General features: G+C 40.9%; 14 protein-coding genes. 10 read left to right on the forward strand and 4 right to left on the reverse strand.

All coding sequences use genetic code 11. The features are described from left to right. Nucleotides 1–38 precede the first annotated feature (38 nt). From B2W36_RS10590 to B2W36_RS10605, 4 genes are all read left to right on the forward strand, one after another. On the forward strand, nucleotides 39–3,035 hold the full coding sequence (locus tag B2W36_RS10590; RefSeq protein WP_293887687.1) for a SusC/RagA family TonB-linked outer membrane protein: 2,997 nt from the start codon (nucleotides 39–41) through the stop codon (nucleotides 3,033–3,035). Between the two features lie 11 nt (nucleotides 3,036–3,046). Beyond that, nucleotides 3,047–4,693 carry a RagB/SusD family nutrient uptake outer membrane protein gene (locus B2W36_RS10595; protein ID WP_209576459.1) on the forward strand — a complete coding sequence of 549 codons (1,647 nt, stop codon included), beginning with the start codon at nucleotides 3,047–3,049 and terminating at the stop codon, nucleotides 4,691–4,693. A gap of 68 nt (nucleotides 4,694–4,761) precedes the next feature. After that, entirely contained in the window at nucleotides 4,762–5,976 is a 1,215-nt protein-coding gene (locus B2W36_RS10600; protein WP_293887688.1) for a SusE domain-containing protein, read from the forward strand. A 43-nt stretch (nucleotides 5,977–6,019) separates the two neighbouring features. Further along, entirely contained in the window at nucleotides 6,020–7,582 is a 1,563-nt protein-coding gene (locus tag B2W36_RS10605; protein ID WP_293887689.1) for a DUF4832 domain-containing protein, read from the forward strand. Nucleotides 7,583–7,772: 190 nt separating this feature from the next. Here B2W36_RS10605 and B2W36_RS10610 read toward each other — a convergent pair whose 3' ends face one another. Further along, on the reverse strand, nucleotides 7,773–8,105 hold the full coding sequence (locus B2W36_RS10610; RefSeq protein WP_209576455.1) for a hypothetical protein: 333 nt from the start codon (nucleotides 8,103–8,105) through the stop codon (nucleotides 7,773–7,775). Nucleotides 8,106–8,379: 274 nt separating this feature from the next. Here B2W36_RS10610 and B2W36_RS10615 point away from each other — a divergent pair, with 274 nt between their 5' ends. The 5 genes from B2W36_RS10615 (at nucleotide 8,380) to B2W36_RS10635 (ending at nucleotide 13,544) form a co-directional block, all read left to right on the forward strand. Then, nucleotides 8,380–8,547 (forward strand): hypothetical protein, encoded by a 168-nt coding sequence (locus tag B2W36_RS10615; protein WP_293887690.1) that lies wholly within the window; start codon nucleotides 8,380–8,382, stop codon nucleotides 8,545–8,547. After that, the gene (gene sbnA, locus B2W36_RS10620) at nucleotides 8,532–9,512 is read left to right on the forward strand and encodes a 2,3-diaminopropionate biosynthesis protein SbnA (protein WP_293887691.1); all 981 of its coding nucleotides are present in this window, start codon (nucleotides 8,532–8,534) and stop codon (nucleotides 9,510–9,512) included. The genes B2W36_RS10615 and sbnA overlap by 16 nt, the downstream gene beginning before the upstream one ends. Continuing rightward, nucleotides 9,509–11,257, forward strand: coding sequence for an FAD/NAD(P)-binding protein (locus B2W36_RS10625; protein WP_293887692.1), 1,749 nt, complete (start codon nucleotides 9,509–9,511; stop codon nucleotides 11,255–11,257). The genes sbnA and B2W36_RS10625 overlap by 4 nt, the downstream gene beginning before the upstream one ends. A 9-nt stretch (nucleotides 11,258–11,266) precedes the next feature. Further along, the gene (locus B2W36_RS10630; protein ID WP_293887693.1) at nucleotides 11,267–12,643 is read left to right on the forward strand and encodes a Y4yA family PLP-dependent enzyme; all 1,377 of its coding nucleotides are present in this window, start codon (nucleotides 11,267–11,269) and stop codon (nucleotides 12,641–12,643) included. 268 nt (nucleotides 12,644–12,911) lie between these two features. Beyond that, nucleotides 12,912–13,544, forward strand: coding sequence for a hypothetical protein (locus B2W36_RS10635; protein WP_293887694.1), 633 nt, complete (start codon nucleotides 12,912–12,914; stop codon nucleotides 13,542–13,544). Between the two features lie 16 nt (nucleotides 13,545–13,560). Here B2W36_RS10635 and B2W36_RS10640 read toward each other — a convergent pair whose 3' ends face one another. From B2W36_RS10640 to B2W36_RS10650, 3 genes are all read right to left on the reverse strand, one after another. After that, nucleotides 13,561–14,271 carry an alpha/beta hydrolase-fold protein gene (locus B2W36_RS10640; RefSeq protein WP_293887695.1) on the reverse strand — a complete coding sequence of 237 codons (711 nt, stop codon included), beginning with the start codon at nucleotides 14,269–14,271 and terminating at the stop codon, nucleotides 13,561–13,563. A gap of 78 nt (nucleotides 14,272–14,349) precedes the next feature. Then, nucleotides 14,350–15,618 (reverse strand): ATP-binding protein, encoded by a 1,269-nt coding sequence (locus tag B2W36_RS10645; RefSeq protein ID WP_293887696.1) that lies wholly within the window; start codon nucleotides 15,616–15,618, stop codon nucleotides 14,350–14,352. 83 nt (nucleotides 15,619–15,701) lie between these two features. Further along, a complete protein-coding gene (locus tag B2W36_RS10650; RefSeq protein ID WP_293887697.1) occupies nucleotides 15,702–15,872 on the reverse strand; it encodes a hypothetical protein in 171 nt (56 codons plus the stop codon). A gap of 54 nt (nucleotides 15,873–15,926) precedes the next feature. Here B2W36_RS10650 and B2W36_RS10655 point away from each other — a divergent pair, with 54 nt between their 5' ends. Then, complete coding sequence (locus B2W36_RS10655) at nucleotides 15,927–17,540, forward strand: family 43 glycosylhydrolase (RefSeq protein ID WP_293887698.1); 1,614 nt, start codon at nucleotides 15,927–15,929, stop codon at nucleotides 17,538–17,540. The last annotated feature ends 164 nt before the right edge of the window (nucleotides 17,541–17,704 follow it).

Consider the following 17,704-nt stretch of genomic DNA (forward strand, 5'->3'; position numbering starts at 1 on the left):
AAGAACACAGGTAATTTTAAACTAACCATTATAAATCAATGATACAAAAGATACATATCTGGCTCAGGAGCTGGATAATGAGTGCTACCCTATTGGCGGTGGCATCCAATTACGCTTATTCGCAAGCAGCAGATCAAATGCAAGTCAAGGGTCAGGTGACTAATGATGCGGGAGAAGCACTTAAAGGTGTTTCGGTCATGATTAAGGGAGCGAGAAATGGTGTACAGACCGATTCAAATGGAAATTTTACTATCCAGGCGGCTCCCACTGCTACGCTACTATTTACCTATATTGGTTTCAATAGCCAGGAAGTAAAAGTCAATCCATCAGGAGTCATCCATGTGAAAATGTCTGGAACGAATGTTTTGGATCAGGTCGTTGTGGTCGGTTATGGTACAGCCAAGAAAAAAGATCTAACAGGAGGCTTGGCTGTCGTCGGAAAAGAGCAGCTAGGTATGGTATCGACCTCCAATCTGATGGATCGCTTGGTGGGACAGGTGGCCGGTTTCTCCATTACCACCGGTGAAGCTGCGCCAGGGGCATCGCAAAGCTTGTTGATAAGGGGCGAAAATTCAATTTCGGCCAATAATAGTCCACTCATTATCTTGGATGGTATTCCATACAGCGGATCCTTGGCAGATATTGATCCCAATAACGTTGAAAACCTTTCTATCCTAAAAGATGCTTCCGCATCGGCTATTTACGGTTCTCGAGCGGCGAATGGTGTTATTTTGATACAAACCAAAAGAGGAGCGCTAGGTAGAGCGCAAGTAAACTATAAAGGTTTGATTGGCATGGCTGAGCCAATGCAGCGTATCAATGTCATGGGCCCCAATGAATATATCCGCTTCCAACAAGACATTGCCCGTATCAAGCAGGGGTATACTGGTGCGTTGTTAGATCCTATAGCAGGCGATATTATTAGTGTAACTGAGCGTGGTAATTATGCGAAAGGCATTACCAATAATTGGCAAGACTACGTCTTTCGGAAAGCTTTGACCATGGATCATCAATTGAGCATTTCCGGGGGTACTGAAAACACAAAATATATGGCTGCCCTTGCAGCTTTAGATCAAGAAGGTGTAGTGTATAATTCCAAGTTGTCACGTTTAAATATAACCACAAATGTGGATCAGACTTTTAATAAATGGCTAACGACTGGTATTGGGTTGCAATACACCCGAAAAAGTGACGGTGGTATTACACCAAATTTGGAGCATGCCATTAAGCAAAGTCCTTATGGTAGTTATAAGGACGAATCTGGTAAGTATGTTCCTGAACCTATGGAGTACTCATTGATCGTCAATCCGATGCGTAACGTCAATGCGATCCAGGATAGATATAATAACAATTTCTTTCTTTCGGGATATGCCAATATTTTGTTGCCTATAGAAGGTCTTTCCTTACGATCAAATTTTGGCTATAATTACCGCAATGGATTTACAGGAACCTATTATGGGCGTAATACCTTTGAAGGCAGGGATCAGGGTACACAGGCCGGAGGCAGTGCTTCCATCAACAATTCTAATTATAACGATTATACCTGGGAGAACTTGCTTAAATACGAGCGGCAGATCGGCGATCATCGTTTTGATGTGACTGGTTTATTCAGTATGCAAAAAACAAAAAGCTGGTCGACGGGACAAAGCGGGGCTGGTTTTGTAACTGATGATACAGAATACTTTATGATAGGTTCGGCCAGCCGTCTTGTTTCCAACAGTGCTTCGTTGTCGGAGTCGGCCATGCTATCGTATATGGGTAGAATAAATTACGCCTACAAAGGGAAGTATTTATTGACCTTGACCGGACGTACAGATGGGGCTTCAGTATTTGGTATCAACAATAAATATGCATTTTTTCCTGTGGCAGCAGCGGCATGGCAAATTGGGGAAGAACGCTTTCTGAAAGATAATGTCAAATGGCTTGACATGCTGAAAATCCGCCTTTCTTATGGAGCCAACGGTAACCAGGCAATTACACCCTATCGCACTTTAGACCGCTTATATTCCAATGTAAAATATATCTGGGGCGATGATGGCGCTGCGGTGACTACAGCATATTTGGCCGGAGATGGTGTCGGTAACCCTAATTTGAAATGGGAAACGACCTATTCGACAAATCTTGGGCTGGACTTTCAACTATTTAACAACAGGTTTGGCGGAACTATTGATGCCTATCTTTCTAAAACGAAAGATCTGTTGATGACCCGTACCGTACCTATTATGAATGGGTACAATCGAATTTGGGACAATATTGGTGCAACTCAAAATAAAGGGATTGAGGTCACTTTAAATTCGGCGAATGTTAAAGGCGAAAATTTCCAATGGAATACGACTGCTGTATTTTCTCTAAATCGTGACAAAATCGTCGAGTTAAGGGGGGATGGCATAGATGATATTGCTAATAATTGGTTTATTGGTCAACCCTTGCGAGTTTTCTACGATTATAAAATGATCGGTGTATGGCAAAATGGAGAAACCATTACTGTTGACGGGGCAGCTCCTGGGGCCGCCAAGCTGTATGATCGCGATGGTAACGGCAAGATAGAGACCAGTGACAGAGTGGTTATCGGATCTAAAAATCCACGTTACACAGCTTCTTTGGCCAACCGATTCTCTTACAAAAATTTTTATGCATCTGCTTTAATCACTGGTGTTTTTGGTGTTTGGCGCGACGATCACATGGCTAATTTGGGGGCCTGGACTTTCGGAATTACTAACTATGTACACGATGCAAATTATTGGACACCGGAGAATTCTAATGCGACGATTGTTTCACCGGGCTATCTCAATCCATTGGGGCACGGGTACTATAAAAAGGTGAGCTATGTGCAGGTGAAAAATATCACCTTCGGCTATAAATTACCACAAAAAATTGCTAAAAAGGTAGGTGTAAATGGTATTGATATAAATGCCAGCATCAACAATCTGAATACGATTTCTAATATCAGAGAGGTGCTCAATTATGACAATAGCTGGATGGCCTCTTATCCAACGGCACGTTCTTATATGTTTGGCTTAAATATAAATTTCTAATCGAATAGGACATGAAAATAAAAAATATTATCACAACAAGTTTAGGGCTTATCGTATTGTTCACCTTGGGAGGTTGTAAGAAGTTTCTGGAGGAAGAGCTCAAAACTGAACTGGCACCATCCAATACGTATACCAGTACCTACGGTTTCGAAGTGGGAAGTGCTGGTTTATATGCACTCACGCGTTCTGAATACAATACCTATGGTGAAGGTGGGGCGTTTATTCACAATGGCGCTTGTCCATACGAAGCCTTACAAGTATCGACAGATATCGCCGACGCAATTAATAGTGATGGTTCTTTGATGGCTTTTGCTAACCTCACGCTTACCGCGTCAGAGCGGTTTGTGGGCACTTACTGGAATTGGGCATATAATCTTATTTCTTCTGCAAACTTGATGCTGGTTTATTCCGAAAAAAATACCAATTGGGATACGCCGGAAGATAAAGCACGTTTCCAGGCTGAAGCTCGCTTCTTTCGTGCTTATGCTTATCGTACCTTGGTTTACCTTTATGGTGATGTACCCTATGTAGAAACCATTCTGTATGACTTTCAGCTTAATTTTACCCGTACACCCAAAGCCGAAGTGATCGGGCACATGGTAGACGACCTAAAGTTTGCGGTGGATAATCTGCCCACGAATCCGGACGGTGTTAAAGAAGGTAAGCTGACCAAATGGGCCGCAAGCCATTTGCTAAGCGAAATATATCTGTTACAGGGCAATCATGCCGAAGCGGAAAAGGCAGCGTTGGCCGTTATCAATAGTGGTTATTATAACCTTATGAAAAGTAGATATGGGGTGAATAGCGGTAAACCGGGTGATGTATTCAGCGATTTATTTTTGGAAAATAATCAAAATAGAAAGAGTGGTAATAAAGAAAGTATCTGGGTATTGCAATTTCAGTTTAATACAATCGGTGGTGGAACCAACTCAGATGACTGGACCCGTAGGGCTTGGATACCGAATTACTCGACCATTACTGGATTTGTTTTGGCGGATACCTTGGGCGGTCGTGGTATCGCACAATTGGTTCCGATGAAGTGGTGGGTTGGCACCACTGGAACAAATGCAACAGGGAATGTCGCGGGTATTTTTGAAGCAAATGATATCCGTAATTCGGGCCATAATATTAAACGCAACTGGTATTATAACAACGTAAACGAGACCTCCCTTTATGGAAAAAAGGCTAATATTACTGAGCAAACTTGGTTTACGACAAAAAGCTTATTTCCAGCGATTACAAAATTCTTTTATGGACGGCCAGAAAATCTAAGCCTATCCGGTAGTTACAAAGACCGTATGAAATTTCGTTTGGCTGAAACCTATCTATTACTTGCCGAATCCTATTTGGGGCAAAATATGCCTGATAAAGCTGCGCAAGCTGTCAATGAGGTGCGAAAAAGAGCCGGGGCCTCCGAAATCACCGGTGCTCAAATCAATATGGATTTCTTGCTCGATGAGCGTATTCGCGAATTAGTTGGGGAAGAAAGCAGGCGATTTACTTTGGTGCGTACCAATAGCTTGGTGGAGCGTGTTAAAAAATATAACAATGCGATAAAGGATAAAATAACGGACAACAATATCCTGTGGCCTATTCCGCAGGTCATTAGGGATGCTAATACAGGTGCGCCATTCCCTCAGAACCCTGGTTACAATTAATGGTAGCGGGAGCAGCTGTGCCAGTGAGGCTCATAATACTATCCAAATGTTAGTAAAAAATTAAACCAATGAAAATCATCAATTATTTATATAAAACGTTATTTTTCTTCTGCATGTTAATTTGCCATATATCGTGCAAACAGGAAATACAGGATATACCCAAAGTCAATGAGACAATGGAACTTCAACCTTCTGCTGAGATTATTACGCTTGACGAGGTCAATATGAACAAAGATATTGTCACATTCAATTGGAAACCCGCCAGAGTACAGTCAGATGATCATTTGGTCAGCTACAGCACTATGTTGGATGTGGTGGGGAACAATTTCGGTACGGGTACGGCCATATTTAACTATGAAGACGACAATGTATTTAGCAGAAGCTTTACTTCCGAACAATTACAAAATTGGGCCAATGAAAAGTGGGGTATACCAGCAAACAAGAGCTTTACGCTGGAATTTAGGGTAGTTGCTCAATGGGAGGGCGGCGGTACTTTTGAAGCACCTGAGGTGAGGACGGCAAGAATTACAGTAAATCCAATCAAGACGGTTGTTTTTGATGCCGATAAAGTGTTCTTGAGCGGCAGCGCCGTTGGCGGAACTAAGGTGGAGCTGCCAAAAACATTGGAAAACCTAGATCAATATGCTTATGTATTGAATTTGCAGCCGGGCGAACTTGAAATTCCTGTCGAATTTAACGGAGAGACCAATTATGTGGTTACTGCCGATGGGAGCGCAGCAATAAACGATGGTAATGCGGTCGGGATAAAGATGAGAGAAACAGTATTCTCCTGGAAAATAGAAACTGCTGGTGAGTACCGTGTCGTGGTCAATATGCAGAAAGCTACCGCTACGATCTATTCGCCGGCGAAAGCACTTTCCGCAAAAACCGTGATATGGACAGGAGATCAACCTTATACGACCACCGTGACGGATTTATGGATGCATGGGAGTATTAATGGTTGGGGAACGCCTGTTAAAATGAATTGTCAGGTAAGTCTGGCCGATCCGCAAATTTTGGTCTATACTGGTGGTAAAGTTGGTACTACTAAGTTTATTGTGACCGGAGATAACAGTAACAACAAAAATCTGGCTTACGCATTTAGTGCTCCGCCTACGCCCGACGGCGTCGCGCAAACTTTGTCTCTCACTTTGGGAAAAGTAACCGAAATGGGCGGGGGGACGATAAAGGGTAATCGCGATTCATATTTCACCATTCCCGCCACCACAAATGTGTTGATCCTTGATTTAAGAAATATGACTATTCTGGCGTTAAAACGATAAGAGATCGGGTAAAAAATACAAGTTAACCTCAACATTTCTAAAAGTGAAAAATATAACCTATAAAAAAGCCTATCTCAAAGCATGTCTTGTCATGCTTTGCTTTCTAGCATTTTCATGCAAGAAAAATGATGCTGATATCGAAAAAGATATATCAGGAACCTTGGTAAAACCCAGTTACAACAGGAGCTCTATGTTTCGTAATCCCTTAAATGGTTGGGTAATGTACGCTTCGGCTTCGGGAAACCCTTCTTATTGGGATACCCAATTTTATGTACCTGATTTGGGTAAAACGGTCAAAGCGATTGATTATGCATCTGCCTGTTATATCCGTACCAGCTGGCGAACCTTTAATCCTGCAGATGGCGTGTATGCCTGGAGAGATCCTAGCACAGCAATCTACAAAATGATCAAAGGAGCACAAGATAAAGGATTACCCATCGCGTTTCGTATCGTTGTCGACGGTCGCGACCAAGGTGCAAATACGCCGCAGTTTGTGTTCGATGCAGGCGCTAAGTATTATTTGGCTAATCCTTCTTTTCCCGACAGAAAAACACCAGTACTGCAAGATCCTATTTTTAGGAAATATTATAGCAAGGTGATTGAAGAACTAGCGAAGGATTTTAACGATTTAAATAAAACCTCTTTTGTCGATGCCTATGGACTCGGTTTGTGGGGGGAAGGGCATAGTGTAATTTATGAAGATCCTAATCACCCTTCCGGTCAAAATATTGAAGTCATTAAAGAAGAAGTTGTTGACTGGATTTCCGATGTGTATTCCAAGAATTTTACAAAAGTACCCTTACTGATTAATTATCATCGTCTGGTTGGTGACCCTTCGGGCAGTGGAGCTGCGAACCCCAATTCGGAGAAGTTATTGAATAAAATGATCAATAAAGGCTACAGTCTGCGTCAAGATGCCTTTGGAATGACAGATTATTACCAAAGCTGGGAGAAGAATTTTGCTAAGGTGTGGAATTTTAAACGTCCCGTTATTATGGAGGGCGGTTGGATAACCACAGGTACGCACCGTTATTGGACTGATCCCAGCGGTAAATACAGACAAAACCACCCCGAAGATGTTCGGCAGGGTGAATTTGACAGCTCCTTGGAAGCGGCTGTAAACATGATGGATTTCCGGATCGGTGAAATTGAAAGTTGGTTTACCAAGTCCTTTACGTTATGCCAGCGTTTTATATCTGAGGGGGGCTATCGTTTATATCCCGATCGGGTTTATTTACCGGAAAAAGTCAATGTCGGTACTGAAACAACAATTAACCATCGTTGGAGGAATATGGGCTGGGGGTATTTCCCTAATAATATTCCGCAGTGGAACTATAAATATAAGGTAGCCTTTGCCCTTCTGGACGGCGAAAATAATGTTAAAAAGGTTTTTGTAGATGATCAAGGAGAACCTTCGACCTGGCTTAAAAATAACCCGATGACCTACGAATTGAAAGCTATTGTTGATCTTCCTACGGGGAACTATACCTGGGCCGTCGCTATTGTAGATACCACAAATGATAATCAGCCTGGGATACGGCTTGCGGTGAACGGTGATATGACCAGCACTGGATGGTTAAAGCTATTGGGAGTACAGATACTGTAATAGTTTGCATGAAGGTTAGAATGCGAAATTATTGGATGTTTTTTAATTAAAAAGGGGGCAGTCCATGACCGGACTGCCCCTTTCTGATGTCGTTTTTTATTTACATTGCCGGGGCACACCCCATTTGACCTCCCATTACGGATTCTAAGCTTAGATAAAATCTTATAATCCGAACGAAATAATTCTCAGACTATAGCTCGCCATTGGCTAGCATATGCCTATAAATCGTTTTGCAATTTCCGAAGAATCCTGAACATGAGTTCTCTACATACGTTTCCGAAGTATGCGTGGCTACCACTTCGCCACTATTATTGTATACGTTTAATACGTAGACACATCTAATCAACCTCGAATTGTCTTCTTTTGTTTTGGCGGTGGTTTTAGCATCTACATTGGTTTTGGCTACCTTGTAGGCAGTTGTTTTTACATTGACATTTTCTTTGGGTGCGTTTGCATCTGTGCTGGCGAAAGCTGCAGTTGATAGCGTAGCAACAGCTATCACACTCATCAATAATTTTTTCATTGTTTTTAAGTTTTTTTGTTAAATAATGTATGCCCTTTGAGCATATTTTAATTCTCTCATAATAAAAGTAAGAACAAGAAAATTGCGTGAGGTGAACGATCAGTATTCGCGAGAGACGATCTATTATTCGCCATTCCTTATTCAATATTTAGTTATTCAGGAAGCAGAAAGCTCTTTGTAATAAGTACTGCTAGTTCGTAAGCAATCTTCCCCCCGATCTATACCATTTGCGAAGTTTTCCTAACCATTCCATTAAAGATGGGTGTATTGTATCGTGGATTTACGAACAGGTGTCAAATACCTGTCCCCTCCGTATAAACCTCCCTTTGCACAATATACTTACCTGTATATTGATTTCATAGCGCATGCGGCATTTTTTTTGGAGCGTATTGTCACCATTAAGGGTAAAACTGAAGATATAAAACTATGGGCTTACAAATAAGTGACGTAAAGGGAATAAGTACCCTGGCATTGGGAATAGGAAATACGCAATTAACATCGCTATCTTCGCTCAGTTCCAGTCTAGGTATGCAAATCTATGCGAAGATGGAAATGGGTAATCCTAGTGGTAGTGTAAAAGATAGGTCGGCTACAAACATTTTACTTGAAGCCATTCGAAAAGGTGATATTAATAACGAAACGACTATTATTGAATCTTCTTCTGGAAATATGGGTATTGCACTGGCGCGGCTCTGTAAGTTGCTTTGTCTCGATTCTTATATTGTTGTAGACCCGCATATTAACCAGCACGCAAGGAAACTTTTGAATGCTTTCGGTGCAAATATCGTCGAGGTAAATGAGAAAGATGAGAATCAGGGTTACCTCGGCAACCGTCTAAAAAAAGTGCAGGACCTTTTGGATAAAGTTCCCAATAGTTATTGGACGAATCAGTACGGTAATCCAAATGTGCATATTGCGCATGAAGGTATATTTCGTGAAGTAACCAGTCAACTCAATGCCGCCCCCGATTATATGCTGGTTGCCACCAGTACATGTGGTACAATCCGCGGCATTGCCGACGCGATTGAGAAAGCATCTGCTACCACCAAGTTGATTGCCGTTGACGCAGTGGGTAGCATTCTTTTTGAAAATAAGCCGAACGCTAGAAATATTCCGGGAATGGGAGCAAGCCATCCCTCTGCGTTTTTGCAAAAACATCAGATCGATCATTATACATTAGTTTCAGATCTTGAAGCTGTAAAAGGTTGTCAATTGTTGCGCGAACGCGAAGGTATGCTCATCGGAGGTTCTTCTGGAGCGCTAGTAGCTGCACTCCATAAATTAAAAAAGCAGATCCCGACAAACTCTTCAGTAGTGCTACTTTTCCCGGATAGTGGCGAGCGCTATCTCGATACCATATACAATGAGGAATGGGTAGAGCAGACATTTAAAGAAGTATTGGTATGATTTGGAATACGCAACACATTAATCCACAACAAGACCTATATTCTTATTATCAAGAACGAGAGCAAAAAAAATTGCAGCAACACGGGGATAATACAATTGCAATTGTTGGGGGTGGGCCGAAGGGTTTGTATGGACTCAATCATTTCATTAACCGTATGCGTCTCCACCAAGCTACAAAACCCTGTAAAGTTTTATGGTTCAACAGAGATGAACTATTTGGCTGCGGCCCAAACTACAGCATACACCAACCTGATTACCTGTTAATTAATTACTGTATTGGCCATTTGAATGCTTTTCATGATAAGTATAGTCAGAAAGAAGATCAACAAAGTTTTATGGAGTGGCTCAGTAAGGTGAAGTGTATAGATACAGATGTCCAGCCAACTGACTTTGCTTCGAGAGCTTTGGTGGGCTATTATTTGCAGTGGGTAGCTAAGGAGACGATGCGGCAGCTCCCCGCAAATGTCCAACTTCAGCTTATCGCAGAACCTGTTGTGGCAATAACGGAACAGCATTCTAAGGCAAGGATTGAAACCAACACGGGGAGTTGGGATGTTGCAAGTATATTGCTCGCTACAGGACATTGTTACAATAACACGCCGCTAATCACTGAATCTGAAGTCACAATGGCAAATTTTATCAGAAGTCCATATCCAGTGTCAAAATATGATGATATTACTTCTGATGCCCAAGTAGGTATTACCGGCATGGGACTTACTTTCATCGACATTGCATTGGCTCTTACTGAAGGACGCGGCGGCACCTTTGATGATAACGGAGAATATTGTCCTTCAGGAAAGGAACCATTGATCTATTCATTTTCAAGAACTTCCCTACCTATACTTTGTCGTGGTCCACAGTATCAAGAAAAACGTTCGCTATATTTATTAAATGCTTCGAAGTTTAAATTATGGATGCAACAGCCTACAAAAATTGATTTTGAGAAAGATATGCTCCCAATAATCGAGCAGGAAATTCAACTTCGTTATTATGCTGTCCAATTCAACGAGAACGACCTCGAACGTCTACAAAGTTTAATCAATGCGATTCCTTTACAACACCGTTTTACATTGCACAAGCTTTTAAAACCCAAGTTAACGAGTGAAGAAGAAATATTGCGTTATATTGAGGAGAATATTGAGGAGGCACAACGAGGTGAACAGAATAGCCCATTAATGGCGGCTGCTTCGGTCTGGTCTGAGATATGTCCATCTATTGCTGAATTATATTCTTCCGTAGGGTTTACCGGCAATTCGCAGCAGCAGTTGGATCAGTATTATTTCGGTGCTTTCAACCGCGTAAGCTATGGTCCGCCAATTGCCAATATGGAAAAAATATTAGCCTTGGCAAGAGCGGGTATCATCCGTTTCTTGCCTTTAAAAAAGCCGACCATTCGATGGCAAGAAGTGGGGAGTGTTTTCGTCGTTTGTGACGAAAATGGAAAAGCTACATCTTTTAATACCTTAATCGATGCACGCATAGGCAGACCCTCCTTACATCAGCATAATGCTGCTTTATATGATACACTTTTGAGCCAAGGGCTAATTTGTCCCCATCAAAATGAAGCTTATTTCCCTGGTACTTTGTCCATGGACAAGCGCGGCAAGTGCAATACCTTAGCCAGGGTACCCATTTACTGCTATGGCGCGAATACCGAAGGCGTATTCTTCGACAACGACAGCTTGTCACGAACAAAAAACGATACCTCCTGTTATTGGGTAGACGATACAATCCGAACACTATAGAAATACAGCATGAACACAACATTTTTTCCCTTAACACCCATTCTGCATCCTTGGGTAAATCATCTTACCAAAGAGCCGAAAGAACTTTTTGAACGAATTGAACAATACGGATCACCAGTCAATATACATCACTTTAAGCCTCTAAATGAAAACATACATGCTTACCAGACTGTACTAAATAAGTATAATGTCATTCACAAGATATTCTTCGCCCGTAAAGCAAATAAATGCCTGCAACTTGCTCAAGCCGTGGCGGATGCCGGCCAAGGTGTGGATACCGCAAGCTTTAGGGAACTGCAGCAATGCCTTGACGCAGGAATAGCCAGTGAGCAACTCGTGCTGACTGCTGCAGTCAAAAATCGACAGCTCTTTGAATTGGCATTAAAGCATAATGTCACCGTTGTGTTGGATAACGAAGATGAGTTGGAATTAGCACAGGATGTTGCCGCAACATTTGGGAAACCCATGCTGATTAATATACGTGTGGGAGGATTTCTTGTCAATGGCCAACGACTACCAACACGTTTTGGCTTTACTATCGATAGCGTTGCAGAACGCATAAAAGGTTTGGCAGAAAGCTATCCTCATCTCAAATACAACGGGCTGCATTTTCATCTTAATGGCTATTCAATTGACGAACGTGTTGCTGCCATTGAAAAGTCGGTACAGGTGATTGATGAATTGCATGACTTAGGAATACACACGCGATCTCTCGATATTGGCGGGGGTATCCTGATGAATTATCTTAAATCGGAACAAGAATGGTTATCCTTTCATACAGCATTACGTGAAGCCGTGCTGGGAAATCGGCCTGAACTTACTTACCAGAATGATGCCTTAGGTATGGTCAAGATCGAGGATAAGCTTTATGGCGAACCTACTGTATATCCATATTTCAATGAGATCCACAAGGAAAAATTATTAGAGCAGATTCTTACAGCCCGTTCCAGCATCTATGGACTCCCAATACACCGACTCTTTACAGATCGGAGGCTGGAATTACGCATGGAACCTGGTCGTTCATTGTTGGATCAAGTAGGTTGTACGTTGGCAAAGGTGGCCTTTCGTAAGAAAGATAGCGAGGGTCGTCTGCTTGTGGGTTTGGAAATGAACCGTACACAGCTGCGTAGTTCGAGTGCCGACTTTTTATTGGATCCTCTGCATCTACCCAAACAGCAAGGTGATGATTCAGATGAACCCTGTTATGCATATCTTGTTGGCAGTTATTGTCTCGAACAAGAGTTGATTCTCAAACGACAAATTAAGCTGCAGAAATATCCCGAAATTGGAGATCTTATCCTTTTTCCCAACACAGCGGGTTACATGATGCATTTTTACGAATCGGAAGCACACCTCTTCGAACTTGCAAAGAATGTATTCATCTAGTCAATATTTAAAGATTTCTATGAAGTAGCTAGATGTAGCCCCCGAGTTCCCTAATAGTGTGGCTAAAGCCGCCTTACTGACATTAGCAATATTTTCTTAAGGTAATTGAATTTTTAAAACAAATCACAAATGCTAGTTGTCGAATATTAAACGGTGGATTAGGCAGATAAAACTTTAGGTAAGTTTAAATGAGGGTATTGGAATCGGATATGCAGTATAATGTGTATACAAATCTTTTTGGACATGTGGGGCTACTAAAGCAAAGTATATGAACATTAAAGCAAAAACAGGGAAAGAGTTTTTTACAGATGGCTTACTACGTCGAAGTCGAATCATTATTGGCATTATGCTGTCGGTAACGCTTATACTTCCGGTTGTTTTTTTCGTCGGAACAATGATGGAAACGATGTCTTATGGAAAAGCAATTTTGGGTGACGATAGTTATAATGCAAGGATAAGCGACAGCTATATCTATACATTGGTTCTTTTGGGCTTTGTCTTAATGATTGTTACTCCAGTCATTTTTTTTGTTAAAAAAATGACCAATTATTATCTGCAGTCAATTAATTCGCTGTCAGAAACAGATATGGAAAAGCTGATAAAGGTCAATAATATGGCTCCGTTTTATGAGAAATTTATGCCATCTTATATAATAAAAGAGGGTACTGTGTGCTTTTTTTATCTATTTCAGCATACTACCATTTTTTTTAAAGATATAGTCGCCATTAACGTAAAACATTCTTATTACAAGGGATATACTGCTTCAGTATATATCCAAACGATAGCAAAGACTTATCGTTTTCGCCTAATAGGTAACGTTTTTATAGTGAAAAATCTAACCGATGAAGCCGTGAAAAGCAATCCCGAGATAATTTTAAATAAAGATTGGAATATAGCATAATAGCGTGGATGTAAAGTTATTCGTTAGTTATCGCCTTGCGGTGCATCAACAACCATTCATAAATCCAGGGCTCAGTTTCATAGAGGTACTGGATGCTGTGACCTTTTCCTGTAAGACGGTGGAAAATAATTTCACCATTGCACTCCTCTAGAGAGTTGACTATCCTTTCTGTTTCATATATGGAGATTTGGTCATCCGCCGTTCCGTGATAGGTCAGGATGGGGATGTCTCTGAGCGTGCAAATGCGAGTAGTATCGCTATCATTTATTCCTCCACACAATGGGACAATTGCCGCAATTTTTTCTGGATGATCCAGTGCTGCAGCGTAGGTTCCATATCCACCCATACTTATTCCAGTCACATAAACGCGACTCTTGTCGATGCGGTAGTTTGAGGTTATTTCATTGTAAAGCGAGTCGAACCAATTTTCCGTAGACCAATATCTACCCTCCGGACATTGTGGTGCAACCATTACAAAATCAAATTCCTTTCCTTGATCTACTAAATACGGTAAGCCATAGATCTTCAATTTTTCAAGATTATCGCCCTTTTGAGATCCTCCATGAAGATAGATAACCAATGGATGTGTGGACGTATCTGTATGGTAATTTTTAGGGAGATAGGTTAGGTGTTTATAATTGACTTTTAGCTTTTCTTGGGCAATAGACTGTGATGTAAAGATGCTGAAAACGACTATTGCGAGCAGTTGAGGATAAAGATAGAACATGTTACTATAAATTTTGATGGGCTCTTGAAAAGTCATATTGGAAGAAGATGAAAAGTTTACTGCAATCTATTCATGTTGCTACCGCAATATCATTCCTATCCTTTCCCGTTCTTTATCCGATAGGGGGATAGCCTGCTCAATGATGGGTAATATCTCTGCTTTACGATCTGTTTGTAGCAAGAGATCCAAGAAGCCTAAGTATGTCCTAATTAAATCAGCTTTGATACCGACAAAAGCACGTGGATTAGCAATGTAGAGCTCCTGCACCAGCTGGAGTAACTTGGCCTTACGATCGCTATCAGAATCAGCATGCCCGTAGTGGGGTAAAAGATTCTTCTGTGTGAGTTCTTCTAATTTGATATCCACCGCTTTTTCGCGGACATATTTCTTCTGTTTCCTTTCCAGCATATCACGTAATTCGGCTAAGAGCTTGCGATATACTACTTGTTGTTCTTTCTCGCTGAATAAGTTTCCTTCAGTAGATAGCGTCATATCTGACATTTCAAAACTGTCAAAAAAAGCCGACTCTACATAAACCGAATGGTGAAATTCAATAGCATTATTATTAAAACTACTCAGCAGTTTGGTTACCTCCACTTTATGACTGTTCAGGAAATAATAATAGTAACGGTCCCCAATTGAATATTTCCATCGGATATAATTAATCTTAAATACGAACGAATTCTCTTGTGGACTATATATCGTAACTGAGGTTTCATCGGTCTCCTGAATCAGCTGCTGATAGGCGATCGGATTACCATTTATGGTGATATTGTAGCCCATATCCTTATTTAGATACAAGAACCAGCCAAATTCCTGTGCTAGAAAATCCTTAAAATCTTCCGACTCGAATGTCATAGCATTTAGGCCAAATATTCCATCGAGTAAAACAGTAGTTCCTGTATGCTCGGACTGGGATGGGAGCGATTCGGAGCTATCGTATGTTTCTTTAGTATCTCTGTTTATGGTTAATGTGTACGCTATCAGACCCTGATGCTGCGCCACCACAGTATGCCAAGTGGCACGGGTGGCAAAAAGGGAAAATGAGAATCGCCCTTTTCCCTTTTTGCCCCGTGTATAGGAAGTACGTTTGGGTTGCGCTTTCTTGAGTGAATCCAGAAAGTTGCCAAATGAATAGTCCAATGTATCCGGTGCTATACCTTCTCCATTATCACTGATGCTAATGTGTTCGATGTAGCCAAGTTCATTACTCCTAATAGCAATGGATACTGCTGTGGCCTTAGCATCAAATCCATTCCATATATATTCAGCAATGGCTTGCTTAGCATCCTTTGGTAAACCCGCGGATTCTATGCTTGCATTTGTGATCTTTGTACTATTCCTCATGATAATTGCCCTTTATGTTAAATCTATTAAAATTATCATTTATTTTGTAATTCTACTAAAGAAAATAGTAATTAGACAATATTTCAGAATTCTTCATCTTGACGCATAGGAAAGACTAGGTGCTCCTTGCGGAATTGGCAAGCTATATGGTCGCTAAAGTAACTTTGAGATTTGAAAACTTCACCAATACCTACCTGGTCATCTTGGAGTGCGACGGTAAAACTATACGTTTGGGAAGGTACAGGTTGGTACATGATGGCTATTAGGAATTATTGCTTTATCTTGGATTTTTCCATTGGACCAAAACTATGATTACCTTATCTAAACACATCTTAGTTTCTTTTATCCTTTGCCTGTTATTTTCGCAGTCGAAAGGTCAGTCAGATTCTGCAAATGGATTTTTGAAGATTAAAAATGATATTTTTTGGGACACCCAAGATGGAGGTCCTATATATAGCCAAGGGGGAGGCATTTTTTCTTTCAAAGACCCTGAAGATGGGAAGACTAAATATTTTTGGTATGGAGCAAAATATCAAGAATCTGAAAAATACCGAAATAATCCTAGTGTCACCCCTGAGCGTGACAATTTTGTTTCTGTCACTTGTTATGTGTCTACGGATCTAGTAAACTGGACCTCTCGCGGAGATGTACTGACTCTTGATGAACTTAATAGAAATTATACCCAGACACGTTGGGCAGGACGTTTAGGTGTCGCATACATCAAGGAAATAGACAAGTATGCGCTGCTGATCCAACATAATGATCAATTATTGGTTACCTTATCGGAAAGTCCCAACGGTCCATTTAAATGGCACCGGCGCATCGATATGACTGCTATGATAGGAACAAGCAACACTGGCGATCAAACGGTATTCACCGATGAGGATACTGGAAAGTCATACTTGGTGTATTCTTATGGAAGAGGCAGGAACAAGATTTACATCTCACAGATCGGTATTAAGGACGGTAAAGTTGGACTATTGGATTGTAATATGATCTTCAAAGGTGAGGGAAGAGAGGGGAACTGTATGTTCAAACAGAATGGAAAATACTATTTATTCGCCTCCAACTTATACGGCTGGGATTCCTCTTTTGCTTATTACTTAGTTTCAGATCATATTTACGGTCCATATACGCCAACCAATAAGATGCTGATCATGGAAGGCACAGAGGCAGATTATGCCCATGTCACCCAAACAGGATTTTTTGTTACGCTAAAAGGGACTAAAAAGCAGACAGTGATATATTGTGGCGACAGATGGGCTAATTTTGCGGGAAATGGTTTAGGATATAACCAGTGGTGTCCCCTTTCCTTTGATGGCCCAAAGCCTATTTTTAATTCCTTAAGTTCATGGAGTCTTCATCCAACAACAGGAGAATGGCTAGTGAATGGTGACAATAATTATGTTAAGAACGGGAGTTTCGAGGCCGATAGAAGACATATACCAAGTCCAGTTAAACCTGTTCAGGAACAGTTATTGGGGTGGCAAACCAGTATCATTAAGGGAAATAAAATCGCTGTTAGTGATTCTTTATCTCCCGTGCTTAATTATTTCAATACTACCGAGGATAGAAAGCAGGTAATCGGTGAAAAGAGTCTCCATATTAATGATAAAATAGATTTTAAACGCAAGGTTTCACAAATTATTCAGTCAAGCCAGGAGGTGAAACTAGCGGATGGAAAATATACTTTATCTGCAAAATTTAAACGCGGGAGCGGATTTGCGGATTTATATATGTATGCCTTAAGTAATGGTAAAGAGTATAAACAAAAACTGAGCAAAGCGGATCAAAATTGGAATGATATTACCTTAAAGAATATATCCGTAAAAAATGGGCGCGTTGAAGTCGGTTTTATTGCCAGAGGAAAGGCGAATGCTTATTGCTATATAGATGATGTAACGCTTATTCGCGCTAAATAACCCACAATGAGATTAAGATAATATGGTCTTTAAATAAGTTTCTCCCAAACAATTAGACTCTTTTTGGCATAATTTTCGTCATAAAAATATAGAAATTAAGAGTATTCTACTGCGGATGTATTTTTAAAATCATTTTATGAACACCATACATAAATACCTGATAA

This window comes from Sphingobacterium sp. UBA3549 (assembly GCF_002376635.1).
Lineage (GTDB): Bacteria > Bacteroidota > Bacteroidia > Sphingobacteriales > Sphingobacteriaceae > Sphingobacterium.